The 26,307-nt window shown below is 61.9% G+C and carries 29 protein-coding genes and 1 pseudogene; 7 read left to right on the forward strand and 23 right to left on the reverse strand.

The features are described 5' to 3' along the window. Nucleotides 1-4: 4 nt before the first annotated feature. Genes ODJ80_RS01530 through ODJ80_RS01540 form a run of 3 tightly spaced genes read right to left on the reverse strand, consistent with a single transcriptional unit; the run spans nt 5 to nt 2,100 of the window. Nucleotides 5-748 carry a JAB domain-containing protein gene (locus ODJ80_RS01530; protein WP_178864942.1) on the reverse strand — a complete coding sequence of 248 codons (744 nt, stop codon included), beginning with the start codon at nt 746-748 and terminating at the stop codon, nt 5-7. A gap of 36 nt (nt 749-784) precedes the next feature. Next, nucleotides 785-1,741: an NAD(P)H-dependent glycerol-3-phosphate dehydrogenase gene (locus ODJ80_RS01535; protein ID WP_263040610.1), complete on the reverse strand. Its 957-nt coding sequence runs from the start codon at nt 1,739-1,741 to the stop codon at nt 785-787. Then, nucleotides 1,738-2,100, reverse strand: a complete 363-nt coding sequence (locus ODJ80_RS01540) for a PAS domain-containing protein (protein WP_263040611.1) — start codon at nt 2,098-2,100, stop codon at nt 1,738-1,740. The genes ODJ80_RS01535 and ODJ80_RS01540 overlap by 4 nt, the downstream gene beginning before the upstream one ends. Before the next feature lie 255 nt (nt 2,101-2,355). On the opposite strand from ODJ80_RS01540, the gene ODJ80_RS01545 reads away from it, so the two are divergent. Next, nucleotides 2,356-4,290 carry an S-layer homology domain-containing protein gene (locus ODJ80_RS01545; RefSeq protein WP_263040612.1) on the forward strand — a complete coding sequence of 645 codons (1,935 nt, stop codon included), beginning with the start codon at nt 2,356-2,358 and terminating at the stop codon, nt 4,288-4,290. 91 nt (nt 4,291-4,381) lie between these two features. Here the strand turns inward: ODJ80_RS01545 and ODJ80_RS01550 are convergent, their stop codons facing one another. The 4 genes from ODJ80_RS01550 to ODJ80_RS01565 all read right to left on the reverse strand — a co-directional run bounded on the left by ODJ80_RS01550 (nt 4,382) and on the right by ODJ80_RS01565 (nt 8,072). Next, nucleotides 4,382-5,815, reverse strand: a complete 1,434-nt coding sequence (locus ODJ80_RS01550; protein WP_263040613.1) for an MATE family efflux transporter — start codon at nt 5,813-5,815, stop codon at nt 4,382-4,384. Between the two features lie 222 nt (nt 5,816-6,037). After that, entirely contained in the window at nt 6,038-6,799 is a 762-nt protein-coding gene (locus tag ODJ80_RS01555; RefSeq protein ID WP_263040614.1) for a hypothetical protein, read from the reverse strand. Then, complete coding sequence (locus ODJ80_RS01560; protein ID WP_263040615.1) at nt 6,796-7,689, reverse strand: ABC transporter ATP-binding protein; 894 nt, start codon at nt 7,687-7,689, stop codon at nt 6,796-6,798. The genes ODJ80_RS01555 and ODJ80_RS01560 overlap by 4 nt, the downstream gene beginning before the upstream one ends. After that, nucleotides 7,686-8,072, reverse strand: a complete 387-nt coding sequence (locus tag ODJ80_RS01565; RefSeq protein ID WP_178864948.1) for a GntR family transcriptional regulator — start codon at nt 8,070-8,072, stop codon at nt 7,686-7,688. Before ODJ80_RS01565 ends, ODJ80_RS01560 begins: the two co-directional genes overlap by 4 nt. 188 nt (nt 8,073-8,260) lie before the next feature. Between ODJ80_RS01565 and ODJ80_RS01570 the strand changes: the two genes are divergently transcribed. Then, nucleotides 8,261-10,270, forward strand: coding sequence for a S9 family peptidase (locus ODJ80_RS01570; RefSeq protein ID WP_442863876.1), 2,010 nt, complete (start codon nt 8,261-8,263; stop codon nt 10,268-10,270). 78 nt (nt 10,271-10,348) lie between these two features. Continuing rightward, on the forward strand, nt 10,349-10,603 hold the full coding sequence (locus ODJ80_RS01575; RefSeq protein ID WP_178864949.1) for a sporulation transcriptional regulator SpoIIID: 255 nt from the start codon (nt 10,349-10,351) through the stop codon (nt 10,601-10,603). Between the two features lie 45 nt (nt 10,604-10,648). Here the strand turns inward: ODJ80_RS01575 and ODJ80_RS01580 are convergent, their stop codons facing one another. Next, nucleotides 10,649-11,515, reverse strand: coding sequence for a M23 family metallopeptidase (locus tag ODJ80_RS01580; protein ID WP_263040617.1), 867 nt, complete (start codon nt 11,513-11,515; stop codon nt 10,649-10,651). 402 nt (nt 11,516-11,917) lie between these two features. Between ODJ80_RS01580 and lexA the strand changes: the two genes are divergently transcribed. Next, nucleotides 11,918-12,499, forward strand: a complete 582-nt coding sequence (gene lexA / locus ODJ80_RS01585; protein WP_178864951.1) for a transcriptional repressor LexA — start codon at nt 11,918-11,920, stop codon at nt 12,497-12,499. A 69-nt stretch (nt 12,500-12,568) separates the two neighbouring features. On the opposite strand, the gene ODJ80_RS01590 is transcribed toward lexA, so the two are convergent. The 5 genes from ODJ80_RS01590 to ODJ80_RS01610 form a co-directional block, all read right to left on the reverse strand. Then, on the reverse strand, nt 12,569-13,090 hold the full coding sequence (locus tag ODJ80_RS01590; protein WP_263040618.1) for a flavodoxin domain-containing protein: 522 nt from the start codon (nt 13,088-13,090) through the stop codon (nt 12,569-12,571). An 82-nt stretch (nt 13,091-13,172) separates the two neighbouring features. Continuing rightward, nucleotides 13,173-13,880 carry a GNAT family N-acetyltransferase gene (locus ODJ80_RS01595; RefSeq protein WP_263040619.1) on the reverse strand — a complete coding sequence of 236 codons (708 nt, stop codon included), beginning with the start codon at nt 13,878-13,880 and terminating at the stop codon, nt 13,173-13,175. Between the two features lie 65 nt (nt 13,881-13,945). Then, the gene (locus ODJ80_RS01600) at nt 13,946-14,530 is read right to left on the reverse strand and encodes a cyclase family protein (protein ID WP_263040620.1); all 585 of its coding nucleotides are present in this window, start codon (nt 14,528-14,530) and stop codon (nt 13,946-13,948) included. An 8-nt stretch (nt 14,531-14,538) separates the two neighbouring features. Beyond that, the gene (locus ODJ80_RS01605) at nt 14,539-15,252 is read right to left on the reverse strand and encodes a 5'-methylthioadenosine/adenosylhomocysteine nucleosidase (protein WP_263040621.1); all 714 of its coding nucleotides are present in this window, start codon (nt 15,250-15,252) and stop codon (nt 14,539-14,541) included. Between the two features lie 13 nt (nt 15,253-15,265). After that, on the reverse strand, nt 15,266-16,564 hold the full coding sequence (locus ODJ80_RS01610) for a YcxB family protein (protein ID WP_263040622.1): 1,299 nt from the start codon (nt 16,562-16,564) through the stop codon (nt 15,266-15,268). A 214-nt stretch (nt 16,565-16,778) separates the two neighbouring features. On the opposite strand from ODJ80_RS01610, the gene ODJ80_RS01615 reads away from it, so the two are divergent. Together ODJ80_RS01615 and ODJ80_RS14130 are read left to right on the forward strand one after the other, a co-directional pair. Continuing rightward, complete coding sequence (locus ODJ80_RS01615) at nt 16,779-17,540, forward strand: SDR family NAD(P)-dependent oxidoreductase (RefSeq protein WP_178864957.1); 762 nt, start codon at nt 16,779-16,781, stop codon at nt 17,538-17,540. A gap of 82 nt (nt 17,541-17,622) precedes the next feature. Then, a complete protein-coding gene (locus ODJ80_RS14130) occupies nt 17,623-17,988 on the forward strand; it encodes a hypothetical protein (RefSeq protein ID WP_442863877.1) in 366 nt (121 codons plus the stop codon). Here ODJ80_RS14130 and ODJ80_RS01620 read toward each other — a convergent pair. Beyond that, entirely contained in the window at nt 17,915-19,249 is a 1,335-nt protein-coding gene (locus tag ODJ80_RS01620; protein WP_263040623.1) for a cation:proton antiporter, read from the reverse strand. The genes ODJ80_RS14130 and ODJ80_RS01620 overlap by 74 nt on opposite strands. A gap of 220 nt (nt 19,250-19,469) precedes the next feature. On the opposite strand from ODJ80_RS01620, the gene ODJ80_RS01625 reads away from it, so the two are divergent. Next, a complete protein-coding gene (locus tag ODJ80_RS01625; RefSeq protein WP_263040624.1) occupies nt 19,470-20,030 on the forward strand; it encodes a GNAT family N-acetyltransferase in 561 nt (186 codons plus the stop codon). Between the two features lie 446 nt (nt 20,031-20,476). On the opposite strand, the gene ODJ80_RS01630 is transcribed toward ODJ80_RS01625, so the two are convergent. The 9 genes and pseudogenes from ODJ80_RS01630 to ODJ80_RS01670 form a co-directional block, all read right to left on the reverse strand. Continuing rightward, a complete protein-coding gene (locus tag ODJ80_RS01630; protein ID WP_263040625.1) occupies nt 20,477-21,001 on the reverse strand; it encodes an adenylate kinase in 525 nt (174 codons plus the stop codon). 6 nt (nt 21,002-21,007) lie between these two features. After that, nucleotides 21,008-21,484, reverse strand: coding sequence for a 2-amino-4-hydroxy-6-hydroxymethyldihydropteridine diphosphokinase (gene folK, locus ODJ80_RS01635; RefSeq protein ID WP_263040626.1), 477 nt, complete (start codon nt 21,482-21,484; stop codon nt 21,008-21,010). Between the two features lie 2 nt (nt 21,485-21,486). Further along, nucleotides 21,487-21,855 carry a dihydroneopterin aldolase gene (gene folB / locus ODJ80_RS01640; RefSeq protein ID WP_263040627.1) on the reverse strand — a complete coding sequence of 123 codons (369 nt, stop codon included), beginning with the start codon at nt 21,853-21,855 and terminating at the stop codon, nt 21,487-21,489. 57 nt (nt 21,856-21,912) lie between these two features. Further along, the gene (gene folP, locus ODJ80_RS01645) at nt 21,913-22,722 is read right to left on the reverse strand and encodes a dihydropteroate synthase (protein WP_263040628.1); all 810 of its coding nucleotides are present in this window, start codon (nt 22,720-22,722) and stop codon (nt 21,913-21,915) included. A 22-nt stretch (nt 22,723-22,744) separates the two neighbouring features. Continuing rightward, the gene (locus ODJ80_RS01650; protein ID WP_263040629.1) at nt 22,745-22,948 is read right to left on the reverse strand and encodes a 2-oxo acid dehydrogenase subunit E2; all 204 of its coding nucleotides are present in this window, start codon (nt 22,946-22,948) and stop codon (nt 22,745-22,747) included. Between the two features lie 74 nt (nt 22,949-23,022). Further along, nucleotides 23,023-23,202, reverse strand: a pseudogene (locus tag ODJ80_RS01655) (hypothetical protein); the annotation flags it as partial. Between the two features lie 30 nt (nt 23,203-23,232). After that, nucleotides 23,233-23,955 (reverse strand): tRNA threonylcarbamoyladenosine dehydratase, encoded by a 723-nt coding sequence (locus ODJ80_RS01660; protein WP_178864698.1) that lies wholly within the window; start codon nt 23,953-23,955, stop codon nt 23,233-23,235. Between the two features lie 13 nt (nt 23,956-23,968). Beyond that, on the reverse strand, nt 23,969-24,676 hold the full coding sequence (locus tag ODJ80_RS01665) for a ComF family protein (protein ID WP_263040630.1): 708 nt from the start codon (nt 24,674-24,676) through the stop codon (nt 23,969-23,971). Then, entirely contained in the window at nt 24,673-26,175 is a 1,503-nt protein-coding gene (locus ODJ80_RS01670) for a UDP-glucose--hexose-1-phosphate uridylyltransferase (RefSeq protein WP_263040738.1), read from the reverse strand. Before ODJ80_RS01670 ends, ODJ80_RS01665 begins: the two co-directional genes overlap by 4 nt. Nucleotides 26,176-26,307: the final 132 nt, after the last annotated feature.

A 26,307-nucleotide genomic window follows, 5' to 3' on the forward strand; every position in this document is an offset into this window, starting at 1 on the left:
GGCCTTACAGCAGCCCGCCTCTCCGCAGGATTTCCCGTTCCTCCTCCCGAGAAGCCTGCAGCTCCTCTTGGCGCTGGCGGCGCACCTCCCGCTTCGCGGTCCACAGCCAGCCGCTTTTGGCAAAGGAGTGGTAGTCATCCCCGGCAAAGATGATGTGGTCGTTCAAGGTGGCGTCAATGCTTTCCAGGGCCATCTCCACCTGGCGGGTGGCCACAATGTCGTTTTGAGAGGCGGCAGCGTTGCCGCTGGGATGGTTGTGGGCCAGCAGTACATGCTGGGCGTCATAGCGGATGCACAGCTGCAGCAGCCTTCGGATGTACACCGGCACCGCGGAGATGGACCCCTCGGAGAGGATGTCGTTATAAAGCAGGCGCGCCTGACCGTCCAGCAGCATCAGGCACACGGCCTCTGTGGTGCGCCCCAACAGCTTGGGCCGGAACAGCTCCACGGCAGAGTCCGTGTCATAGACGTGCTTCAGGTCCCGGGAGCTGTCCTCCAAATAGGCCCGGGCCAGCTCTGTGGTCAGACGCAGGTAGCGCGGGGCCCGCTTCTCCCCCAGCAGGGCGGCCAGCTCCTCTTCCGGCGCCAAAAACACCCCCGCAAAGCTCCCAAACCGCTCCAGCAGCATGGCGGTAAAGCGCTGGGCCTGGCGCTCTGGCAGCACAAAGCTGAGGGCCTCCTGCAGCAGGGTCCGGTAGTGCGTCTCCTCCAGGGAGGCGGGCCCTCCCTCTTCCTTTTTCTTTTTCATACACGTTCCCTCCTTGCGATTTTCAGGGGCTCCCCTCTAAAATTCCTGCTTCAGGCTGCGGGAAAACAGCCCGTCCAGGGTCCGACGGGGATCCTCCCCTTGGTAGAGCACCCGGTCCACTGCCTGGCAAATGGGCAGGGACACCCCATGCTCCTCTCCCAGGCGCACCAGGGCCTTCACGGTGTACGCCCCCTCTGCCAGCTCCCCGAAGGGCTCCCCGGTGACAAACGCCTCTCCATACCGGCGGTTGTGGCTGTAGGGGGAGAACACCGTGGCCTCGTAGTCCCCCAGATGGCACAGGCCGTAGGCGGAGAGCTCGTTGCCCCCCAGGGCCTTGATGAGCCGGGCGATCTCCCGGGTGCCCCGGCTCATCAGCGCCCCCTTCAGGGAGGAGAGGCCCAGGCCGTCCAGCATGCCCGCGGCAATGCCGATGACATTCTTCGAGGCCCCGCCAATCTCATTGCCAATCATGTCCCTGCCATAGTAAAAGCGGATGAGCTGGCTGGAAAAGGCGGTGATGAGCTCCTCTTGCAAGGCCTCGTCCTGGCTGTCCAGCACCATGCAGTTGGGAATGCCCGCTGTGAACTCCTGCACATGGCCGGGCCCCAGCCACACGGCCACCGGGGTGTCCTCCCCCAGCTCTTCCTTTACGATGGCGGAAAGCCGTTTGCCCGTGGCGGCCTCCAGGCCCTTCATGCACAGCACAAAACGCCGGCCCGTTCCTCCCAGGGCGCGCACCTCCCCCAACAGGCCCCGCAGGCTTTGGGACCCCACAGAGACCACCAGGGTATCGTTTTGCAATGCCTCCCGCAAATCCTGGGTCAGGCGGACCTCCTCCGGCAGGGAAACCACCCCGTTGGTGCGGGTGGCCAGCAAGCCCTCCATCCGCTTAGAGCCTTTCCGCCCATAGAGGGTCACCTCCTGGCCCGAGCGGCGGAGGTACCAGGCCAAGAAAGTCCCCCAGCGGCCGCAGCCCAGCACCGAGACCCTCACTGCCGCACCTCCAGGTTCAGCTCGAACCGCTCGAAAAAGCCGATGAGCCTGCCCGACTCGTCCCGCACCGGCTGCATATACAGCCGCTGGTTCCGGGCGTTGACCTTTAAGAAAATCTCCTTGCCGTCCTTTTTCATCTTCTCAAAGGCCGCCCGGATGCGCTGCTTCGAGCTCTCCTGGTCGTGGCAGTCGAAAATGCTTTTGCCCAGCAGAGGGCCGTAGCCCCGCTCCTGGTAATAGTGGTACTCCGCATACCGGTTGAGGAAGCGGATGGTATAGGTGTCATCCACAAAGACAATGGGATAGGGATAGCTGTCCAGAATCCCCTTCATAATGCTGCTCTGGTCTATAAGCTCCATCAGCGCGCGCTCCTTTCTGCTGGCTATGTTCCCTGTCATTGTAGCACAGCCACCGGGGGAAGCGCAAAATTTTTTCGGCCTGTCACCCTTTTCTCCCCCTCCCCGTCTAAGAAACGGGAAGGATTTCCCCATCTCCAGAAAATCCGGCAGAATAGCAAAATTTTGTAAACCAAATTTTTCTTTTCTTCCTGGCGTTCTTGCCTTATAATAGAGGAAACAAAACCACACACACTGAATAGAACGGAGACCTGCGCTATGAAACACCGTCCGAAAGCAAAAAAACTTATCACCTGTCTGTTGTGCCTCACCCTTTGCTGCCTGCTGGCCCTGGGAAGCCTGCCCGCCCAGGCGGAGGAGGCCTCTGCCTCTCCCATCCCCGCGGCCCTGGAGGAGGACACCTCCCTGTCCTCCCAGATTTCAGAGCCCTCCCCAGCTCCCTCCTCCACCGAGGAGGACCCGGAAAGCTCTGCCGTGACAGCCCCCACGCCCACTCCCTCTCCCAGCCAGGACCCGGAGGAGAGCCAGCCGGAGACCTCCCCCACCGAGTCCCCGGCCCCCTCGGAGACGCCCAGCCCCACCCCCTCTCCCACGCCTGAGGTAAAGCGCTACACCGTCACCTTCCAGATGGGCAGCTTCGGCTCCACCAGCCTGGAGGTGGAGGAGGGGCAGATTCCCTCCCTGGTGCCGGAAATCCAGCCCCTGCCCGCCGCCGCCATTCTGGGCTGGTTCAATGAAAAGGGCGAGAAGGTGGACCCCGCCACCCTTCCCATCACGGGGGATGTGACCTACACCGCCCGCTGGGGCCGGAACGTGGAGGACCTGCTGAACACGGAGGACCACAGCTCCTACATCTCTGGCTATGACACCGGCCTGTTCTGCCCGGACAAAGCCGTCACCCGTGCGGAGGCGGCCACCATGTTCTATAAGCTGCTGCGTTCTACGGATTGGGAAAAGCGCAGCTTCTCCGATGTGAAGGAAACTGATTGGTACGCCGAGGCCGTGGAGACCCTGGCGGGCCTGGGGGTGGTCTCCGGCTATGAGGACGGCACCTTTAAGCCCACCCGGCAGATCACCCGGGCGGAGTTTGTCACCATGGCCATGGCCTTCTCCACCCTGGAGTACGGCGAGAGCCCCTTCTCCGATGTGGAGGACACCTCCTGGGCGGCGCCCTATATCTACACCGCTCACAAGCTGGGCTGGGTCAACGGCATGGGAGAAGGGGAATTTTCCCCCAACTCCCCCGTGAACCGGGCCCAGGCGGTGACCATTCTGAACAAGATGCTGGGCCGCCAGGCGGACGCCGGGGTGAAGGAACTGGACGATGTGAAGAACTTCTACGACCTGTTCCCCGAGCATTGGGGCTATGCCGCCATTGTAGAGGCCTCCACTTCTCACACCTACCATGTGGAGGGAGCGGACGAGGAAACCGCCGAAGTGTGGGACACCTATGAAAAGGATGAGTCCACCGTAGAGAGCCACTGGGTACGGGAAAACGGCAAGCTCTACTATGTGGACAGCGCCACCCGGAAGGTAGTCCGGGGAGAGACCACTATCAACGGCGTGAAGTATGTGTTCGACAGCCTTTCCGGCGCGGCTTTCAACGGCTTCCGGATGGACGGCGACTGGCGGCGGTACTATCAAAACGGCACCGCGGTCAACGATATCTCCGGCTTAGGGGTGGTCAGCGGGCCCTACTATATCAAGGTGTATAAACCCGCCAACTATTTAATCATCTTCGCCAAGGACCCCGCTACGGGCAAGTACAACACGCCGGTGCGCTCTATGCTGGTCTCCTGCGGCTATGGAACGCCCACCGGCACCTATTACACCCCCGCCCGCTACCGCTGGCTGAAGATGGTGGGCGACACTTGGGCCCAGTGGTGCACCCAGATTCAGGGCAGCTACCTGTTCCACTCTGTTCCCAACTGGACCTACAACAATTTCGACCTGGAGGTGGAGGAGTACAACCGCCTGGGCCAGACCCGCTCTCTGGGCTGCATCCGCCTGAATTGCCGGGACGCCAAATGGATCTATGACAACTGCCAGCTGGGCACCCAGGTGTACATCTCCCCCACGGAGACCGACGGGCCCCTGAAGAAGCCCAGCGGCCTGCAGCTGCCCTCTTGGCACACCTGGGACCCCACCGATCCCACCGCCTACTACGCCTGCCAGCAGCGGGGCTGCCATTAAAATCTTGGGACATGCACAAAGGCCGGGAGCGCGCTCCCGGCCTTTTTCCGCCAAAAAAGAGAGCCCCGCGGGGCTCTCTGATTTTTCCCATTTACTTAGAAGCCCCCTCTTCTGCGCTGCCCGCTTCCTGCTGGGAGGACACAATGGACTTTTTCTTCCAGCGGCCCATACGGAAGGCGATGGAGGTGATCACCGCACCCATAACCCAGCTGATGAGTATGGACACAAACAGGGGGTCCGGGGTGCCGGAACCCATGGCGCCGCCCTCGGGCCGGGTGAGGAACTCCAGCCCATAGGCGATGGGCACCCGGATAATGACCGTGGTGATAATGGAGATCCACATGGGGGTCATGGTGTCCCCCGCGCCCCGCATCACGCCGGAGAGGATTTGGGTGACGCCCATGGCGATGTAGCCCACCGCCAGAATCCGCAGCATCCGCATGCCGGTGGAGATGACCTCTGGGGTGGAGGTGAACATCTGCATCAGATACTGGCCGAAAATCAAGATCAGGGTCACCAGCACCACAGAGACGCTCAGGCCGATCTTCAAGCCGTCCCGGGTGCCCTTTACGCAGCGGTCCAGCTTGCCCGCGCCAATGTTCTGGCCGGTGTAGGTGGTCATAGTGGTGCCAAAGGTAAAGTTGGGCATCATGGCAAAACCGTCCACCCGCATAACGGCGGTGTTGGCCGCGATGACCACCGTGCCAAAGGAGTTGGTCAGGGACTGGACGATAATCATGGCGAAGGAGAAAATGGCCTGGGTCAATCCGCTGGGCAGCCCCAGCTTGATGAGCTGCTTGAGGAACGCAGCCTTGGGCCGCAGATGGGAGGGCTTCACCTGGAGGACGTCCCGCATATGCAGCAGCCGGATAAGGCACAGCCCGCCAGAGACCACCTGGGAGATAATGGTGGCGATGGCCACGCCGGCCACGTCCCAGTGGAAGCCCGCCACAAACCACACGTCCAGCACGATGTTCAGCAGGCAGGCGATGATGAGGAAGATCACCGGCATGACGGAATCCCCCAGGCCCCGCAGCACGCCGGAGAGGATGTTGTAAAAGGCGCTGCCGACAATGCCCGCGAACAGAATGATCAGATAGGTGCAGGACATGTCGTAAATCTCCTCAGGGGTGCCCAGGGCGCTCATCACCGGCGGGGTGATGAGGGGGCCTACCACCATGATGAAAATGGAGGAGACAACGGTGGCGGTAATGGTGGTGCCCACGGTCTCTTCCAAGCGCTCCCGGTCCCGGGCGCCAAAGTACTGGGACACCATGACGCTGGCGCCCACCGAGATGCCCATGAACAGCACCAAAAGCAGGTTGAGGATGGGGCCGCTGGCGCCCACGGCGGCCAGGGCGCCGTCCCCCACATAGGCGCCCACCACGATGGAGTCCACCGTGGAGTAAAGCTGCTGGGCCAGGTTGCCAATGAGCAGGGGGACGGAGAACCGGATCAAGTTCCCCGCGGGGCTGCCCTGGGTCATATCCTGGGCGGCAAACAGCGTGGTCAGTTTTCCAGACATAACTCTTTTTCTTCCTTTCCTTCTTGTTTCCCTCTTGGGTCAAATTTGTCCAGGAAACATTATATCACAGAAAAAACAAGAAATCTTTTGTGGGAATTTCTAATCTTTTTCCGGATATTTTTCACCACATTCGCCAAAAACCATCACCCAAAATCAGAAAAGGGCATCCGGCCTTCTGGCCGGATGCCTTTTTTCCTCTGGGAAAAGAGCGGAAGCCGCTTCTCAACGCGCCACCGCCGTGCGGCGCATCAGCAGCCAGCTGAGGGCGGAGAGCACCACCGCCGCCACGGCCCAGGTTCCCATCAGGGCGAAGGGGTTCTCCCAGATGAACTCCAGCACGGGCTCCAAGTATTGGCGGAAGAAGGCCCGCAGCCCCTCGCCCAGCAGGTTGGTATCGAGTATCTTCGCTCCGGGCAGGCCAAAGAACAGCAGAAATCCCGCGCAGGCCCCCACCACAATCCGCAGTTTCACCGGCAGGCGGTAGAAGAACACCACAATAAAGTAGCCCAAGGTCATGGCCAGCGCCAGCAGTACAAAGCTGAAGGGAATGGAAAACAGGGTGTTGACAAGGGTTTGCCCAAAGGCCAGCCTGTCCAAGTTAAACAGGGTGAGAAACAAATTGGCGGAGCCATAGCCCCAAATGGGCAGATCCAGCAGGTCGATGAGAACGGCCAGCACCGTGTCCGCCGCCGCCATAAACGCGGACACAATCCCCGTGACCGCCAGCCAGGCGGTGTACATGGTTTTCCGGCTGACGCCGTTTTGCAGGTGCATGGGCAGGTTGTCGTGGAAGGAGCAAAGCCCGCAGATGAACAAAAACACTGTGGAAAAGGCCGACAGTCCTCCGCTCATATAGGCCCTGATGGAACCGAAAATCCACGCCAGGCAGAGCACGATATGCAGGGCGATTACCACGCCGTAGTAGATGATCACAGGGCCGATGAAGTCCGCCAGCTGATAGCGGATGGATTGTTTCAGTTTCATACCTCTCCTCCCTTTCTGGGGGACCCGGCAGCCATCTGCTCCGGGTCGCTGGTCATCAGCACGAACATCTTCTGTAAGTCCAGGCTGGAGAGCTCCAGACCCTGGGGCAGGGAGGCCCGGTCCGGCACGCCCTGCAGGTGGGCGCTCATCAGGCCGCCCAGGGTGTCTGTCCCCAGCAGGCGCTTGCCCCGGATGTACGCCTCCACCAGCCCCTTGGGCCCGCTGACCGTGTAGCCCCCGGAAAGCAGCCCCTCCCGGTTCCCCTTCTCCAGCACCTGGCCGTGGTGCAAAATCACCACGTCCTCAATCAGGTGGGAAATCTCCTCGATCAAGTGGGTGGAGATCACCGCGGTGAAGGGGCGTTCCGCGTACCGGGCCAGCAGCGTTTTGTAGAACAGGTCCCGGTGGTTGGCGTCCAGGCCCAGCACGGGCTCGTCCAGCAGCACATAGGGGGCGTTGGTGGACAGGGCCACCACGATCTTGAAGATGGAGCTGTACCCGGTGGACAGCTTGCTCACCTTGGCGCCCGTGTTCAGCTGGAAGGCCCCGGCCAGCTTCCAGGCGAACTCCCAGTCAAATTCCGGATAGAACACCCGGCTCCACTTAAAGGCGTCCTTCACCTTCATGTTCTCCGGGTAGTAGAGCTTCTCACTCATCAGGTACAGCTTGGAGAGGGCCCGGTCGCTGCCGCCGGCGGGCTCCCCGTCCACGGTGACGCTGCCCCCATCGGGGAAAATGCGCTGGGTCAGCACGTTCAGCAGGGTGGATTTCCCCGCCCCGTTGCGTCCCAGCAGGCCGTAGATCTTCCCCTCCTCCAGGGTAAAGCTCACATCTTTCAGCGCCTGCACCTGGTCAAAGCGCTTGCTCACGTTTTCAATGACAATGCTCATAACTCCTCCTTTTCCCCCTGGGCAAAGCCCCGGTCGATGAGCTTTGCCAGCTCCTCCCGGCCGATGCCCAGCCGTTTGGCCTCTGCCACCAGGCTGGCCACAAAGCGGTCGTAAAAGCCTTCCTTCCGTTTGGCGCGCAGCGTTTCCACCGCGCCGGTCTGCACGAACATGCCAACTCCCCTTTTCTTGTAGACCACGCCCTCCTCCACCAGCAGGTTGATGCCCTTTAGGGCGGTGGCAGGGTTGATCTTATACAGCACGGAAAATTCTGTGATGGAGGGGATCTGGCTTTCCTCCGGGAAGGCCCCGGAGAGGATGCCGTCCTCCAGCCCCTCGGCAATCTGCTGGAAAATCGGCCGGTCCGAATTGAAATCCAGTTCCATGGCTGCCTCCTATCTTTTCTAGTTAATTAGTCAAGTAACTAACCACAACACTATAATACACAGGAACGCGCCCGCTGTCAAGGGGGAAGCTTCGTTTTTTTGCAGGATGTTGCAGAGTGGGGACCATGGCCCCTTGTCCTTTCTCCCAATCCGCACTATAATGGAGCCATACTCCCGTTTTAGAAAGGATGATTTCATTGGAACCCATTACCATGGACCTGTTTACCCAATACAAATTTCTCTCCGGCCTGCGCCGGGGCCCGCTGGGAGAGCTGGCCTTTTTAACCGCCCAGGCGGACGTGGAGGAGAACTCCTACCGGAAAGACCTGTGGCTTAAGCCCCTGGACGGACCGGCTTTCCCCCTGACCACAGACGGGAAGACCGGCGGCTTCCTGTGGGACAGCCCCCACACCCTGCTGTTCCAGTCCACCAGGGACCCGGAGCAGAAAAAGCGCGCGGAGGCGGGCGAGGAGCACACCGCCTTCTACCGCCTGGACCTTCGGGGCGGCGAGGCCCAAAAGGCCTTTGAGGTGCCTCTTTCCGCCTCTCTGCTGGAAAAGGCGGACGAGGGCGTGTACCTGCTGGCCGTGGACTGGGACCTTCGCTTCTCCAAGGCGCACCAGCTCAAAGGCGGCGCCAAAGAGGCCCTTTTGAAGGAAAAGAAGGAGGAGAAGGACTACCAGGTGCTGGATGAGATGCCCTTTTACTTCAACGGGGCGGGCTACGTCAACAAGCACCGGGACGCCCTCTTCCTCTACGAAGAGTCCTCCGGAAAGCTCACACGGGTGACAAAAGAGGCCTTTTCCACCGGCAGCGCCCACCTCAGCCCCGATGGGAAACAGGTGCTTTTCACCGGCCAAAGCTACACCGTAAAGCGGAAGAACAAGTCTGGGGTGTATGTATATGACCGGGAGACCGGCCGGACCACCGAGCTGTTAAAGCCCCGCACCTACGACCTGTACGACGCCCTTTGGTGGGGGGAGAAGATCCTGCTGCTGGCCACCGATGGCAAGCGCTACGGCCTCAACGAGAACGCCCAGTTCTACACCCTGAACCCCGCCTCGGGAGAGGTGGCCCTTCTGGCCCCCTATGAGGACGCCCTGGGCTCCTCTGTGGGCAGCGACTGCCGCCTGGGCGGCGGCCGGGAGTGGGTGCAGGAAGGGGACAAGCTGTACTTTGTCACCACCTTGGGGGGCGCCTCTCAGGTGTACTGCCTGGAAGAGGCTGGGGAAATCCGCCCCGTGTACACCCAGGCCGGCTCGGTGGACTGCATCGACGCGGCGGAGGGTTCCCTTTACTTTGTGGGCATGCAGGACGGGAAGCTGCAAGAGCTGTACCGCTGGGACTGCCGCGCCCAGGAACGGGACCAGCTCACCACCCTGAACGAGAAGGTGCTTGCCGGCCGGTATGTGGCCCTGCCCCAGGCCCTTCCCTACGAGAACGATGGAGTGGATTTGGAGGGCTGGGTGCTGCTGCCCAAGGACTTTGACCCGCAAAAGTCCTATCCCGCCATTTTAGATATCCACGGCGGCCCTAAAACGGTCTACGGCGAGGTGTTCTACCACGAGATGCAGTATTGGGCCAGCCAGGGCTGGTTTGTGTTCTTTACCAACCCACGGGGCGGAGACGGCCGGGGCAACCAGTTTGCCGACCTGCGGGGAAAATACGGCACCATTGATTACGACGACCTGATGGCCTTTACGGACCGTGTGCTGGAAAAGTATCCCCAAATCGACGAGAAGCGGCTGTGCGTCACCGGGGGCAGCTATGGCGGCTTTATGACCAATTGGATCATCGGCCACACCCACCGGTTCGCCGCCGCCGCGTCCCAGCGCTCCATCGCCAACTGGGTGGGCTTTGGGTTTACCTCGGACATTGGAGAGGACTTTGCCCGGGATCAAATGGGCCTGGGCGCCCGGGACAACGTGTGGAACAGCATGGAAAAGCTGTGGGAACACTCCCCCTTAAAGTACCTGGATAACTGCTCCACCCCCACCCTGTTCCTCCACAGCGACGAAGACTACCGCTGCCCTCTGTCCGAGGGGTATCAAATGTATGCCGCCCTGCAGCAGCGGGGCGTGGAGACCCGCATGATCATCTTCCACGGGGAAAACCACGAGCTCTCCCGCAGCGGCAAACCCCGGCACCGCATCCGCCGGCTGCAGGAGATCACCCAATGGTTTGAGCGCCACATCTAACGCCTCCGGCGCCATTCCCCTGTACTAACCCTTCCCCCGCTTTCATATGTATAAACACATTGGAAGCGAGGGGTGCATATGTCTGACCGTGTCATCGACGACCGGGCCACCAGGCTCGGCGAATACATTGTGGAAAACAAAGCGACCGTGCGCCGGGCCGCCAAGCAGTTCGGCGTCAGCAAGAGCACAGTGCACAAGGATGTTTCCCAGCGCCTGAAATACCTGGACAGCGGCCTGTACCGGGACGTGAAAAACGTGCTGGCCGTCAACAAGGCCCAGCGCCACATTCGGGGCGGGCTGGCCACCAAAAAGAAATACCAGGCTCTCAAATAAAAAAGGGCGGAGCGCCTCTTTGGGGCAGCTCCGCCTTTTTCCGGCTTACTGGGCATTGTCCAGCAGGGGCTGGGGATCCACCGCCACCCCGTCCCGGCGCACCTCCACATGGAGGTGCGGCTCCTCGGCCGCCTCATAGGGCACGGCCGTCACCACGCCGATCTGCTGGCCCATGGCCACCACATCTCCGGCCTCCACCTGGAAGTCCTCCCCCAGGCCGCAGTAGTAGAACAGGTAGTCCCCGTGCTCAATCAGGGCCACGTTGCCCAGCATGCTGTCGGTGTAGACCTCCCGCACCTGGCCGTTGGCGCAGGCCATCACCGGGGCTTGGGGCTGGGCGCTGATATCCAGCCCTGTGTGGATGCGCCAATCCTTCATGGTCTGGGAATACACCGGCGCCCCGGCGCTGTAGGCATGCAGCACCTCGCCGCCCTCAACGGGCCATATCATCTCCGCGCTGATCTCATACAGGGGAGCGTTGGCAGGCACCTGGGGGGCCTGGCTGCTCTCTGAGGATTGGCTGCTCTCTGGAGCCTGACTCTCCGGAGAGGGCTCTGCCTGCTGGGTCACCTCTCCCGCCGTCTCCTGGGCGGGCTGGGAGGAGGAGGTTCGGGGCGCTTCCGGGTCGTCATTTTCCGTATCCTCTGGATCGGCCGCCTGAGAGGCAGCGCTCTCCGCCTGTCTGGAGGCGTTCGCTAGGGTGTCCGCTTCCTCCTTGGCCTCTTGGCTTTCCCGCACATCCTCTGCCTGCTGGCTGGCCAGGGAGGATTCCTCCGCCGTGGGTTCCACATAGCTGTTTACCGCGTCATAGGTGCTCCACGCGGCAACGCCCACCGCCACCAGGCACACCGCCAGCGCCAGGTAAAATCCGCTGCGCCGGGCCTTTTCCTCCGTAAAGCGTTTTCCGTTCATATCACACGTTCCTTTCGGCTCAAAATACGGTCGCACAGGTATTTTGGGCCTGTTGGAACGGGTTTATGCAGCAAAGAAAGAGAAACCCCCGGCAGCTTCCGCTGCCGGGGGTTTCTCTTTAGCTTGAGGGGTATTATTGAGGAGGGTAGAACATGTATCTCAAGAAAAGGTGCGGTCCATTTCTTTTGAGTACGCTGTTATTATACCCAAAAATTCCGGGAGAGTTGTTACGGCGCTGTGAATAAACCTTAAAGAATTTCTTCCGATTTTGTGAACTTTTCAGGGGGGCAAAATGCATCGGATTTCCCGCAAAAACTCCGTTTTTTCGCAAACAAATGTTTGCGAAGCGCTTCATCTTGTGCTATAATAGAGAAAACCATTCCAGGAAAGCGGGGCGCGGGTATGGAGCATCTCACGAAAAGCCAGCAGAAAGTCTATGATTTCCTCCGGCAGAAGGTATCCGGGGGCGTCCCCCCCACGGTGCGGGAGATCTGCGCTGCCACGGGGCTGCGCTCCACCTCCACGGTTCACGCCCATTTGAAGACCTTGGAGCGCCTGGGCTACATCACCCGAGAGGCAGGCTTGAACCGCTCCATCCGGGTGGAGGGGGAGTCCCCTGCCGCCCAGGTGCCCATTCTGGGCAAGGTCACGGCGGGCATGCCTATCCTGGCGGTGGAGGACATTGAGGGCTACATCCCCTTCCCCCCCAAGGCAGGCAAGGAGCTGTTTGCCCTGCATGTCAGCGGCCTGAGCATGCGGGACGCCGGCATTTTAGACGGGGACTATGTGGTGGCCGAGCGGGTCTCCACCGCGGACGACGGGGAGATCGTGGTGGCCATGATCGACGATGAAGCCACGGTCAAGCGCCTGTACCGGGAAAAGGAGGGCGTGCGCCTGCAGCCTGCAAACCCGGACTTCCAGCCCATCTACTCCGACCACGCCTCTGTGCTGGGCAAGGTCATCGCCGTGGTGCGCTACTATTGAAAAAACGCCAGCCTGTGAAAAAAGCCGTCCTTTTGGACGGCCTTTCTTTTTGTTCCAGGAGGAGAAGCCTCATCCCCGCAGGTATTCCTCCAGGGGCTCCAGGTACTTGCGCTCCGCCTTATCATAAGAGGAGGCCACCATCTGGGCGGCCATCCGGTCCTCTGGGGAGGGATTCTTTTTCCCGGCCAGCATTTTGCGGAATACACCCATCATCCACTTGTCCACGGGGCCCATGGCCTCGTAGTTCAGGCCGCCCCACAGGTAGAAGGCCCGCACCTGCCGCCTCTCTTCCGGGGTCAGGTTCTGGGCCACGCACTGCTCCACGGTGTGCTCCTCGGGAGGCATGGCCCCGGTGAAAAACACCGCCAGCCGCTTGCCCCGCAGCCGGGGCAGCTGCTTTTTGAACCACCCCAGCTTGCGGATGCCCCCGGCGTGGACGCTGGAGCCGAACACCACTTTGTCATAGGCGGCCAGGTCCACGCTGTCCCGCTGGGAAAAGGGGACGCAGCGGCAGGCGAGGTCCTCCTCCAGCCACTGGGCGTAGCGCTTGGCGAAGCCTGTTTTGGAATAGTAAATGACCAGCGTTCTCATAACATCGCTCCCCTTCCAGGCGGGCAAGGCCCTTTTCTCCAGCATATCCAACGGCGCGGCCCCTGTCAAGTTAAATCTTCGCTCACTCTGGCATGACCCAATACAGGGGGCGCTGGCTCAGGGCCCAGCCCAGCCGGCGGTGCAGCGCCAGAGAGGCCTCGTTCCCGTGGAAGATCTGGGAGAAGGGCACCCATCCCCGTTCCAGGCAGAACCCGGTCATAAAGGCCATCAGGGCGGTGGCAGCCCCCTTGCGCCGGTGCTGGGGCAGCACCTCCAGCATGCCCACGCTGCCCTCGGCGTGCATGCCGATGAAGCCCAGCAGCTCCCCCTTTTGAAAGGCCCCGTGCATTACACCGGCGGCGATGCGCTTGTGGATGTACTCTGGGTCGGTGAAAGAGTGGTAGTTCTCCAGGATCAAAGAAAAGAACTCCTCCCCCAGGGGGCGGATCTCAAACCCCGGGGGCACGGGAAGGGGCTCTTTTTCCAGATAGGCCGCCTGGGTGCAGCCCCGCAGATCCGGCAGGTGATACTGGTCCCGGAGGAAGGCCCCCGTCTCCCCGTCGTGGGCTGTGGCAATCTCCATGGCCTCCACGCCGGCGCACAGGGCCTTTCCTGCCTCCAAGCTGTCCGCCGCCAGCATGAATGCCTCTCCCGGGCCGTTGTACAGCAGCAAGCCGTCCTTCCGCAAGGAGACCACCTCCACCATGCCCCGGTCCAAGGGGCCCAGCATATCCATATACAGCAGGGGGTCCCGCTCCAAATACTCTCTGGCTTTTTGCAGCGCGTCCATCGCCTTCTCCTTTCTCTATGCCTGGAAAAAGGGAGAGCCACAGGCCCTCCCCCGTTTTTCATCACTTACCGGATATCAATGCCCTCTAACAGCAGGGGCCGCACCTGGCCCCCATCCAGCCCGCCATAGCGCAGGGGCTGCGCCACCAGGAAATATCCGCCCTGCGGCACCTGGCTCAAGTCGCAGCTCTCCAAAATGGCCACCTCGGCCCCCAAAAGGGCCCGGTGCACCGGGCCGGGATCGCTCACGGGCCCCACGGTCATGCCTTCTACGCCCAGAAGCAGCAGTCCGCCCTTGGCCCACTCCTCCGCGGCCTCCAGGGAGATCTCCACCTCCCCCTTGAGAAGCACCCGCTTGGCGCCGGTGCCCATCACGGCCCGGGCCCATGCGCCGCTTAAATAGCCATGGACCTCAAGCACCCGGCAGGGACCCACGCACCGGGAGAGCTCCACCTGGTCGATGGTTCTCCCCCCCGGAAGAAAATGGCTAGGAGCGTCCATGTGGGTGGCGCTGTGGCTGCCCAGGGAGAGCTGGGTCAGGCTGCAGGGCGCCCCCTTCTCCAGCTCCAGCACAGGCTGAAAGCCGGGCACCGGGTCGCCGGGAAACACCCGGGCGGAAAACACCTCTCGGGAAATGTCATAGATCTTCATGGCTCACCTCACAGCCGGGGCAGGACCTTCCGCAAAAGCTCCTGGGCCTTCTGGGCCGAGCCCTGGGCGAAGGTCACAAAGTCCACCGTCTCGCTGTCGTGGGCGTTGTCAGAGATAGTCCGCAGCACGGCGCAAGGCACCTGGTTCACCAGGCAGGCGTGAGCGATGGCCCCGCCCTCCATCTCGCAGGCCAGGGCGCCAAACTCCTTTTGCAGCCACTCCCCCACTGCGGGGTCTGCCACGAACTTGTCCCCCGTGGCAACCACCCCCAGGTGCGCCCGGCCGTACAAGTCCTCCCCGGCGGCGGCCAGGGCCTTCGCCAGCCCCTCCTCACAGGGCAGGAACCGCACGGGCCCCTCCTGGCCGGGAAGGGTCAGCTGGCCCGCGGGCCACTGGCCCAGGGCCGAGGTGTCAAAGTCGTACTCCACACAGGCGGTGGCAATGACCACATCCCCAATGTGGACGCCCTCTCCAATGCCGCCGGCCACGCCCAGGTTCAGCACCAGGCGGGGACTGAAAAAGTCCACCAAAGCCTGGGTGCACAGGGCGGCGTTCACCTTGCCAGGCGAGCACTGAACAGCCACGCAGGGTACGCCGGAAAGGGTGCCCGCTGTGAACGCCATGCTCCCATGGACCTCCTGCCGCTTGCCCTCCATGGCGGCCAGGATGGCGTCCACCTCCATTTTCATGGCGCCAATGACGCCGATGGGCTGTTGGTTCATGTGGTATGCCTCCTTATAGCTTCTTCCCGGTCTTTTCCGAGATAAATTTGACAAAGTCGCTGAACTCTCCCTTGGAGAAGCCAAACTGGTCCACCATGTAAGCGTTCTCCGGGCCGTAATAGAGATAGATATAGTGCCCGTGCTTGCGCACGTCCACGATCTGGAAATAGGGGAACACGCTGGCAGACTGGATTCCCGAAACGCGGAAAGCCTCGTCATAGAACGCGTAATGGGCCGTGGAGGAAACGCCCCGGTCGAACACCCGGCGCTGGATCTTCTCCAGGGTATGGGGGGCGCTGACGATCTTATAGCCGTAGTAAACCACTACGCCAAAGGTGAGCAGCTTCAGCCACCACTCCGCATCCACCAGGAAGGAGATCACCAGGGTGACCAGGCACAGCAGCGCGCCCACCACCAGGGTCCCCAGGTTTTTGATGTAGGCCTGGTAGATGCTGAAGGTGTGGATGGCCTCCTTGGTGCACTCTGTAGAGTTGGCAAACAGCATTTCCCCGGCGATGGTCTCGTTGTTGCCGTGGGTCTTGTGGTATTCCGTCAGGCGCTCGGTCAAGAGAGCCTTCTGCTTTTTGTCCCGCTTGTTGCGGATGGGGAAGTAGATAAGCGGCGCCAGGAACACCAGGATCAAAACCACCAGCAGCCCCACAGTGACCAGGGCCTGGGTGGTATCCTGGGGGGTGATCTCCGGCTTTTCCAGGATCTCTGGGAAGGTGATGGTTTCCGCAATGGAAACCATCAAATCCTCCGTCTCCTGGCTGACGGGGTCCAAATTGCCATAGGTATCCAAATTTAAGGAGTACCCGTTGATGATGGTACCGTACAGCAGCTCGTTATATCCCATCTCCTGATAGACGCCCTCGAACCGAATGCGGTAGAAGAGGCGCCCGTTGATCTCCACATAGCTCTTTTCCAGCTGGATCTCATCGGTCTTGGTCTGGGCCAGCCCGTCCAGGAACTCGGCCCGCTCCTCCTCGGTCAGGTCCTCCAGGTTAAAGATGCTCTCTGAATCGTCCGTGGTGGACTGGGTCAGCAGGATCGAGGTCTCGCCATCCTCAGAGACCATCTCCACAACGCCGCCCATATCCCGGTACTCCTCCAGCTTACCCTGGGCATCGGCCACTCCCGCCAACGCCCAAGAGGGGTCGTCCACCGGAGTGGACGGGGTGAACGTGTACATCCCCTCGGGGATCTCCAGGGAAAAGTCCTCTGTCGAAAAGGTCTCTGCCGCCGCCGTAAAAGGCAGGGAGAGCACAAGCGCCAGCGCCAGAAGCGCCGCTGTCCATCTGGTGTGCTTCACAATTACATCCGTCCTTTATGTGTTCTCATCGCTCTGGGGAAAGCCCCCAAACGCAGGGTTGTAGTCATTATAACACAAACTCGCCGGGGACAACAGCAGAAAATTCCAAAAAAATTATGAACTCTCTGCCCGGCTCCCACATTGACGGGCCGCCGGGAAGGGGGTACAATACAAGGTAGAACACTGCTTTTTTCAGAAAGGGGCCGGTCCTTCCATGGTAACTGCCGTCATCACCGGGGCCTCCAGCGGGCTCGGAAAGGAATACATCAACGCAATCATCAATCAATATCCCAGCGTGGACGCCTTTTGGCTGGTGGCACGCCGCAAAGAGCTATTAAAGGAAATTGCCCAAGAGCACCCGGACAAGACCATCGCCGCCATCTCCCTGGACCTGGGAGAGGAGGAGAGCCTGGAAATTTTTGAAAAGCTCTTAAAGGAAAACCAGCCGGAGATCAAGGTGCTGGTAAACAACGCGGGCTATGGCAAGTGCACCGACTTTTTTACCTCCAACCGGGAATCCCAGACCGGCATGGTGGACCTGAACTGCCGCGCCCTGACGGGCATTACCCGGCTGTGCCTTCCCTATATGCTGGATGACAGCCTGGTGCTGAACATCGCCTCCATCGCCGCCTTTGCCCCCACCCCCCGGATGACCGTCTACTGCGCCACGAAGGCCTATGTATCCGCCTTTTCCAAAGCGCTTCACGAGGAGCTGCGGCCCAGGGGCATTCGGGTGTGCGCCGTGTGCCCCGGCCCCATGGACACGGCCTTCTGGAACGTGGCGGGCGTACCCGAGGGGAAATCCCGCCTGATTGACAAGCTGCCCCGGGTGGATCCCCGGGAGGTGGCGGAGGGCTCTTTGCGGGCGGCTAAACGTGGGAAGATGACCTACACCAAGGGGGCCTTTTACAAGTTCTACCACGTTCTCTCCAAGCTTCTTCCCAACGGGCTTATGATGGAGTTTACCGAGGTCTGACACGCTGCTTTTCCAAAAGGAGGGGCCTTTCTCATGGAAGGGAAAAAGCCCCTGTGGACAGAAGGGGCGCTGCGGGAAGGAAATGGAAAACGGCGCCTTGCTGGCCCCCGGGGGCCGCGGTGTGTACTGGCTTCCGGGAGGGGGCCCCTCTGAAAAGGGGCCTTGTCACCCCCTCCGGCGTCGAGAAAAACGGGGTATCGCGCTGGGAAGGGTTTTTCTCATGGGATTTTTTGCCCAGGACCCGCCCATCACCTATTACTGCCGGAGCTGCCGGACCCTGTTCACTTTCCTAGAGGGGGAGCCGCCGCTGGATGAATGGGAAAATAAGGGCCCGGGCAGTGCCCGGGCCCTTGTTTTCCGGCAAGGCCGGAACTTTATTTTGTTTTCTTGGAAGAGGCCTTCCGTTCCTGGGCGGCCTGCGCCTGGGCCTTTTTCGCCATTTCCTTGACGCCGATGCCGCTGCGCAGCGCGCCCAGCTGGGCGTAGTTCTCGGAGAAACCCTTCTCCACGGGGGGCGTGTTGGCCGGGCCCCAGCGGAAAACGAACTTCAACAGGATGGGGGTGACAATGGTGGTGGCCACCACCATCAAAATCACCGGCCCCAGGAAGTTGTTGCCCATCAGCCCCAGGGCCATGCCCTTGCTGGCCACAATCAGGGCCACCTCGCCCCGGGAAATCATGCCCACGCCAATGCGGGCCGCCTGGTAGTTCTGGTAATGGCACAGCTTGGCGCCCAGGCCGCAGCCCACCACCTTGGTGAGCACCGCCACCACAATGAGCAGAACCGAGAACCAGACGATAGCCGGGGTCATCTCCGGCAAAGTCACCTGCAGGCCGATGCTGGCAAAGAACAGGGGGGAAAGGTAGGCGTAGCTGAGCACGTCAAACTTGGAGTTGAGGTACTGGCTGCGCTGGGTCATGGAGATAATCACACCCGCGCAGAAGGCGCCGGTGATATCCGCCACGCCAAAGGCCACCTCCGCGATGTAGGACATCAGCAGGCAGAACACAAAGGCGATAATCACATGGCGGTGCATGCCCTTTTCCGCCTTCACCACCCAGTGGATGTAGAACTTGTAGAACAGGAAGCCAGCCACCGCCACAAAGACGAAGAAACCCAAAATCTGCAGCAGCACAATCCCGATGCTCACAGAAGAGTCGGCCATGCTGCTGATGATGGTCAGGGCGATGATGCCCAGCACGTCATCGATAATGGCCGCCCCCAGAATGGCGTTGCCAGAGCGGGTCTTCAGCTTGCCCAGCTCTTTCAGCGTCTCCACCGAGATGCTCACCGAAGTGGCGGTGAGGATAACGCCGATGAACAGGTTTTGCAGAAAGATGGGCGTGGAGGCGTCCGACTCGATGACGCCGGGCTGGTTGAAGAAATAGGCCAGGCCAAAGCCGCCCAAAATGGGCACGATGACGCCGATGAGGGCGATGATAAAGGCCGCCTTGCCGCTGTGCTTCAGCTCGTTTACATCTGTTTCCATGCCGGCGCAGAACATCATCACAATGACGCCGATTTCCGCCGTCTCTTTGATAAACTCCGTCTCCTGAATCACGTCCAACACAGCCGGGCCCAAAATCAGACCGGCCAGCAGCGCGCCCACCACCTGGGGCAGCTGGAACCGCTGGGTGAGAAGTCCCAGCAGCTTTGTAGAGAGCAAAATCAAGGCTAAATCAAGGAGAAATCCATATCCGCCTTCCATGCCCATCCCTCCTGTTTTCACAATTTGTTAAAAATTACTCCAGTGTGCTATTATACGCTTCTTTTTTGCAAATGCAAGAATAGAACGGAAACCGAACTTGTTTTCGGCTATTTCTCCAGTATTTCAGCAAAAAACTGGTCTTTTTTTCTCCGGCAGCGCCTTGCGCTGGAAAGCCTGCTGTGCTATACTGAACACAGAAATCAAGTAAGGAGGTCAGCCTATGGAACCTTTCACCCTGCGGGAGGGCCCGGTGGCGGTGCGGCCCCTCCGCCCCCAGGACGCACCCCTGCTTCTCACCTGGATGCGAAACCCCCAGGTGCTGGCGTTTTACGGCGGCCGGGACATGGCCTACACACCGGAGAAAATCCAAGAGGACTTCTACGCCCCCGAGGAGGGCGCCCGCCGCTGCCTGGTGGAGTTTGAGGGTGCGCCGGTGGGCTACATCCAAATCTACCAGCTGGACGCCCAGCTGTGCCAGGAGTACCACTACCCCTATCAGCCGGGGGAGCTCCTTTTTGGCATAGACCAGTTTATCGGGGAGCCGGCGCTGTGGGGCAAACAGATAGGCCGGCGGTTCCTTGCGCTGGTGCTGCGCCGCCTCACCCAGGAGGAGGGCGCCGCCGCCGTCATCTTGGACCCCCACGCCAACAATCCCCGGGCCCTGCGCTGCTACGAGGCCTGCGGCTTCCGCAAGGTGAAATTCCTGCCCCAGCACGAGCTCCACGAGGGCGTTTGGGAGGACTGCTGGCTGATGGAGTACCGCCCCGGCGCACCCCGGTAAAAGGAAAGGCCCGCTGCCACCGCAGCAGGCCTTGTTTCTTTTTGGGGGATGCTCCCGCAAAGGGCGCTTTTTCCGTCACACAGCCCAGGAGCGGCGGGAGCGCGACACCCAGCCCCCGGGATGCAACCCCCACGAAGTGACAGCCCAGGCACTGGGCCGCGCACGTGCGTTAGTGGTTCGATGAGCACGAGCGAAGCGAGCTGCCCAAGGCGCGAAGTGACAGCGGAGGCACTCCGCCGCGCACGTGCGCTGGCGATTCGATGAGCACGAGCGACAGCGAGCTGCCCAAGACGCAAATTGAGAACCCAGGCACTGGGCGCGGACGTGCGTTAGCGGCTCGCACAGGCGCGGCGTTTAGCCGCCGACCCAAGGCGCGACTTGACAGCGGAGGCACTCCGCCGCGAAGTGACAGCCCAGGCACTGGGCGCGGACGTACCGCAAAACCTTTACCTTTGCTCCCTTTTTACCTCTGCCATTCCTGCATCCAAGCCCCGCAGGTAGGCGTCCATCTGACCCCGGCTGCGGAGCACCACCCAGGGCTTCTCCCCATACTTCTCCCGCAGCTCCAGGATTTTCGGCCGCTGCTGCTGGGGGAACGTGCGGATATAGTCCATAAACTCCGGGTCCTCCTCGGTCTCCACCCAGGGCATGTCGGGGCGCACGGTGCCCCGGCGGGCCTGCACGCTCTCCAGGCACACCTCTACCGGCAAGTCCAAAAAGAACACCTGGGTGCACCGCTCCAGCCGCATCTCCAAGGTGCGGCCATAGTTGCCGTCCAGTATCCACGCCTGGGTGCGGGCCATGGCCTCCTCCAGCCGCTGGTCGAACTGGACCTGGTCCACGGTGGTCTTGTCGGCGTTCCAAAACAGCTGGTCCAGGTAGACCAAGGGCAGCTGCTTCCGCTGGGCCAAGGCCCGGGAGAAGGTGCTCTTGCCGCTGCCGGGGCTGCCAATCACCAAAATCCGTTCCATACCGTCCTATTTATACAGGGCCACCCCGGACTTGTCCACCGCCTCGTAGGCCTGGTGGAAGTCATATCCAAAGGCCTGGTGCAGGGGGAACAGGTCCGACAGCGGCATCATGACAAAGGCCCTTTCCCGGATGTGGGGGTGGGGCACCGTCAGCTCCTGCGTGTGGGAATCAAACCCTTCGCACAGCAGGATGTCGATATCCATGGTGCGGGCGCCGTGGTACTCCACCCGCACCCGGCCCAGGCTCTTCTCAATCTCCAGGCAGTGCTCTAAAAGCCGCTGGGGCTTCAATTTAGTCTCTATGAGCACGCAGCAGTTGAGGTAGTCGTCCTGCTGGCTCAGCACGTCAAAGGGGTCCGTCTCATAGATATTGGAGAGCCGCAGCAGCTCTGTGCCCTCCAAGCGCTCCAGGGCGTCCAAGGCCCGGGCCAGGTTCTCTTCCCGGTCCCCCAGGTTGGTGCCCAGCCCCAAAACCACCTGCATACTTATGCCTCCTCCCGGCGCTGGGTGACCCCCACCGCCATGTAGTCAAATTCCGCGGAGACAGGCGCCTCCGGCTTTTTCAAAAGGACCTGCACCTCTTGCACCGGGGGGAAGTCCTCCAGCACGGCGTCGCACACGGCCTGGGCCGCCCGCTCGATCAGGTCGTAACTCTGGGCGGTGAACGCCGCCCGCACCGCCTCCACCACCGCGGCGTAGTTGACCGTGTCCTCCAAGTCGTCGGAACGGCGGGCCCGGGAAAGGTCCGCTTTCATCGCAATGTCCAGCACGAAAGGCTGGCCGTCCCTCTTCTCCTCCGGGCCCACGCCGTGGTAGGCGAAAATCCGCAGCCCCTTGATTTGTATTGTGTCCATCCGGAGCACCCCTTTCTCTCTCATACGGCGCCCCCGGCAGTGGGGGCGCCTGCCCGTTTACCGCCGCTTCAAGGCGTCCGCCATGCGGGCGGCCTGCACGGCCTCTTTTACATCGTGGACCCGCACCAGGTCCGCGCCGCCCAAAATGGAAGCGGTATGGGCCGCCAGGGTTGCGGGCAGCCGCTCCTCAAAGGGCGGGTTGCCGCAGAAAGCCCCGGTCACCCGCTTGCGGGAGGCCGCCATCAAAAAGGCGCAGCCCTCCACTTTGGTCCGCTCCACATGGGCAATCAGGTCCAGGTTTTCCTCCACGGTCTTGCCAAAGCCCACGCCGGGGTCAAAGCAGAGCCGCTCCCGGGCGATGCCAGCCCTCTGGGCCGCCTCCAGCCGGTCCAGGAAAAAGCCCCTCACCCGGGCGCAGATATCCCCGCCGGTGGTGCCCGGGTCCATGACGACGCATCCGCAGCGGGAGCCCGCCGCTACCGCCAGCATCTCCGGCCCAAAGCCCCTCACATCGTTGAGAATGGAGGCCCCTGCCTCTAGAGCCCGCTGGGCCACCCAGGGGTAGAACGTGTCTACAGAAATGGGCAGGCCGGTCTTTTTCACCAGGGCGGGCAGCACGTCTCGGATGCGCTCCCACTCCTCCTCCGGGGAGATGGCCGTATACCCCGGCCGGGTGGACTGCCCCCCCACGTCAATGAGGCCGGCCCCCTCCGCCTTCATCTCCAAAGCCCGCTCCAGGGCGGCGGTGGGGTCCAGGTATTTCCCCCCGTCGGAGAAGGAGTCCGGGGTCACGTTCAAAATGCCCATCACATAGGTCCGGTCCAGGGGGAGGGAAAACTCCCCCGCTTGAAAAACAGGCGTGTTCATGGCGTCCCTCCTGCTCTGCCGGTCACCAGGCCCCGATCTCTGCGGGGCTGGCGAAGATCTCATCCATTCGTTTCAAAAACGGCACCAAACCGGAAAAGTCCATCACCCGGTGGTCAAAGGCCAGGCACATGGGAAGATACCGGCGGACCCCGATGGCCTTCTCCCCCCGCTGGTCCGTGTAAACGCCGGGCTTTTCCTGAAGGGCCGAAATCCCCGCTGCGAACACCTGGGGCGGCAGGATCTCCAGCAGGGCGCCGCTTTCAGGCCCTCTGCCACGGCTTTCAGCAGCAGGGTATTCAAGGTCAGCCGCAGCCCCTGGCCGGAAAGCTCCTCCCGCCGGCGGAGGTACGCCTGGTAGAACTCCGTAGCGTCCGGCTCGTAGAGATAGGCCACATGGGGCACCTCTTCCCAGGATTTTGCCGTTTGATAGGCCACCAGCCTTCGCTGGGTGTCCAGAGGGATCACTTTATCTTGTTCCATGGAACGCTCCTTTCTCTCTTCTCAAACGGATCACTGGCCGCCCAGCAGGTCCTTTACGATCTCCCCGGCCAAGATCAGCCCCGCCACGCTGGGCACGAAGGCCATGCTGCCGGGGGTGGGGCGGCCCGCGGTGCCCTTCACGTCCCCCTCCTGGGCGGCGGCAGGGGCCAGGGACTCCTCGGTGGAGTACACCGCCTTCACCCCGGTGACGCCCCGCTTTTTCAGCTCCCGCCGCATGACCCGGGCCAGGGGGCACACGCTGGTCTTCTCGATAGGCGCCACCCGGAAGGCGGTGGGGTCCAGCTTGTTCCCCGCCCCCATGCAGCTGATGACCGGCACCCCGGCCTGGCGGCAGCGGAGGATCAGTTCGATCTTGGAGGTCACCGTGTCGATGGCGTCGGCCACATAGTCATAGCAGGAGAAATCCACTTCCCCAGCGTTTTCCGGGGAGAAAAACAGCTGGCGGGCCTCCACCCGGCACTGGGGGTCGATGAGCAGCACCCGCTCCTGGGCCACCTCCACCTTGGGGCGGCCCACGGTGTTTTCCAGGGCGATGATCTGCCGGTTGATGTTGGTGAGGGCCACTGTGTCCCCATCAAACAAGTCCAGGGCTCCGACGCCGCTGCGGGCCAGGGCCTCCACCACATAGCCCCCCACGCCCCCGATGCCGAACACGGCCACCCGGGCCCGGCGCAGTTTATTCAGTCCCTCTTCCCCGATGAGCAGCTCCTCTCTGGAATAGCGGTGCAGCATGGGCACCCTCCTTTCACATATCCTCCTCCGGCTCCGCCGGGGGAAGTTCCTCCCGCCGGCTGAAGGCGGTGTTGGCCGCACAGACGGCGCATACCTTCTGGGCCCCTGCCCCATACAGCCCTTGGGCGCAGGCCCGCAGGGTGGCCCCTGTGGTGACGATATCGTCCACCAGAAGCACCCGTTTTCCCAGAGCGGCACCCTTAGCCCGGTAGGCGCCCCGCACGTTGTCCGCCCGCTGGGCGCGGGTTAAGTTGTGCTGGGTGTCCGTCTCCCGCACCTGTTCCAGCAGGTCCCAGGCGGGAAGGCCCAGCTCTTTGGCCACCGCTTTTGCCAGCAGCTCGCTTTGGTTGTAGCCCCGGCGGCGCAGCTTCTGAGGGGACATGGGCACCCAGGTCACTCCGTCAAAATCTTCCCCCAGGGAGGAGGCGGCCTCTGCCATAAGCGTTCCCAAAGGGCGGGCCAGGGCCCGCTCCTCCTGGAATTTCAGCCGGTGCAGGGTGCGGCGGAACCCCTTCTCATAGGGAAAACAGGCCGCAACAGCCAGAGAGCCTCCTCCGGGGAGGGGAAACTCCCGGGAGAGAGGCTCCTTGGGCAGGGCGGGGACGCAGCCGGGGCAAAACAGCCTCTCCGGCCGTACTGCCCTGCCGCAGCACAGGCACCGGGCGGGCAGGAACAGGCACCACAGCCGCTCCCGCCACCCCAGAGGCCGGAGGACTCTCACAGGCTCTTGCAGAACCGGCGGAAGGCTTCCCGCCCTTCCTCGGTATCCTTGTACACACCGGCGTTGCCCAAGATCTTTCCAAAGATGACGCCGATGCTCTCCTGAATGGCCCGCTGGGTGTCGCCCTCTCCGGCGCCGGCGGCCTTCAGCTCCTCATACCAGGCCTGGTGCTTTTCCATTTCCGGCCGGGCCATGATGTCCGCCGCCTTTTGGGGCTCTTTCAAGGCCTGCTCCAGCAGCTGGGTCTCCGTCAGCAGCCGGGGCGGCAGGATGGCCAGGCCCATCACCTCGATAAGGCCGATGTTCTCCTTCTTGATGTGGTGGTACTCAGCATGGGGATGGAACAATCCCAAGGGGTGCTCCTGGGTGGTGCGGTTGTTGCGCAGCACCAAATCCAGCTCGTAGTCCTCCCCCCGCCGCCGGGCAATGGGGGTGATGGTGTTGTGGGGCGTGCCGTCCGTGTAGGCCAGAATGTCCGCGCTCTCGTCACTGTACTCCCGCCAGGCGGTGAGCACCTTGTCCGCCAGGTCCACCAGCCGGGAGGGCTCTTTGCCGCGCAGCCGGATGACGCTCATGGGCCAGTGGACGATGCCCGCCTCCACGTCCTCAAAGCCGGGGAAGTCCACCTTCTCCCGCACAGGGGCCTTGGCCATGGGGAACTCGTAGTGGCCGCCCTGGAAGTGGTCGTGGGTGAGGATGGAGCCCCCCACGATGGGCAGGTCCGCGTTAGAGCCCACAAAGTAGTGGGGCAGCCGGGTGACGAACTCCAGCAGCCGCGCCATGGACTGGCGGCTCACCTTCATGGGCCGGTGCTCCCGGCTGAGGACGATGCAGTGCTCGTTGTAATACACATAGGGGGAATACTGCAAGAACCAGGGCTCGCCCCCCAGCTCCAAGGGGATAAGCCGGTGGTTGCCCCGGGCGGCCTGGTTGGCGCTGCCCAGATAGCCCTCGTTCTCCCGGCAGAGGGCGCACTTGGGATAGCCGGACTGGGGCGCGCTCTTGGCCGCGGCAATGGCCTTGGGGTCCTTCTCCGGCTTGGAGAGGTTGATGGTGATGACCAAGTCCCCATACTCGGTGGGGGCGGTCCACATCCTGTCCTTCTCAATCCGGTCCACCCGGATGTAGTTGGAGGCGCGGCTCAAACCGTAGTAATAGTCCGTGGCGGCCTGCTTGTCCTCCCTGTACAGGTCATAAAACTTCTTCACCACCTCGGAAGGCCGGGGCATCAGGCAGTTCATCAGCTCGGTGTCGAACTGGTCCCGGGCGTCCTGGGTGTCCGGGTCGATGAGCCCCGCCTGGGCGGCGTACTCACACAGGGCTTTCAAAGGCTCTGCCGGATAGGGAAGCTCCTCCTCCACAGCCTGCGGGGTAAATTCCCGCAGGTGCAGCTGGGCCAGCATCCGGTTGGCGGCATAGGCCGCGTCTTCCAGGGCGATAAGCCCCCGCTGCAGGCCATAGTGCAGAAGGCGGCTGATCTCGAAACTGAGCTTTTCCATTTCCATGACGTTTCATCCTTTCTCTCCGTCCTTAGCTTTTATTGTACTACACCGGCGGTCAAGAAACAATAAGGGTTTTGGGCAGTCCCTCTAAAATTTCCTTTTGGGCAGAAAGATGCCCCCCGGGAATCC

The sequence above is a fragment of the Acutalibacter sp. LFL-21 genome, from assembly GCF_025630755.1.
Lineage (GTDB): Bacteria > Bacillota > Clostridia > Oscillospirales > Acutalibacteraceae > Acutalibacter > Acutalibacter stercoravium.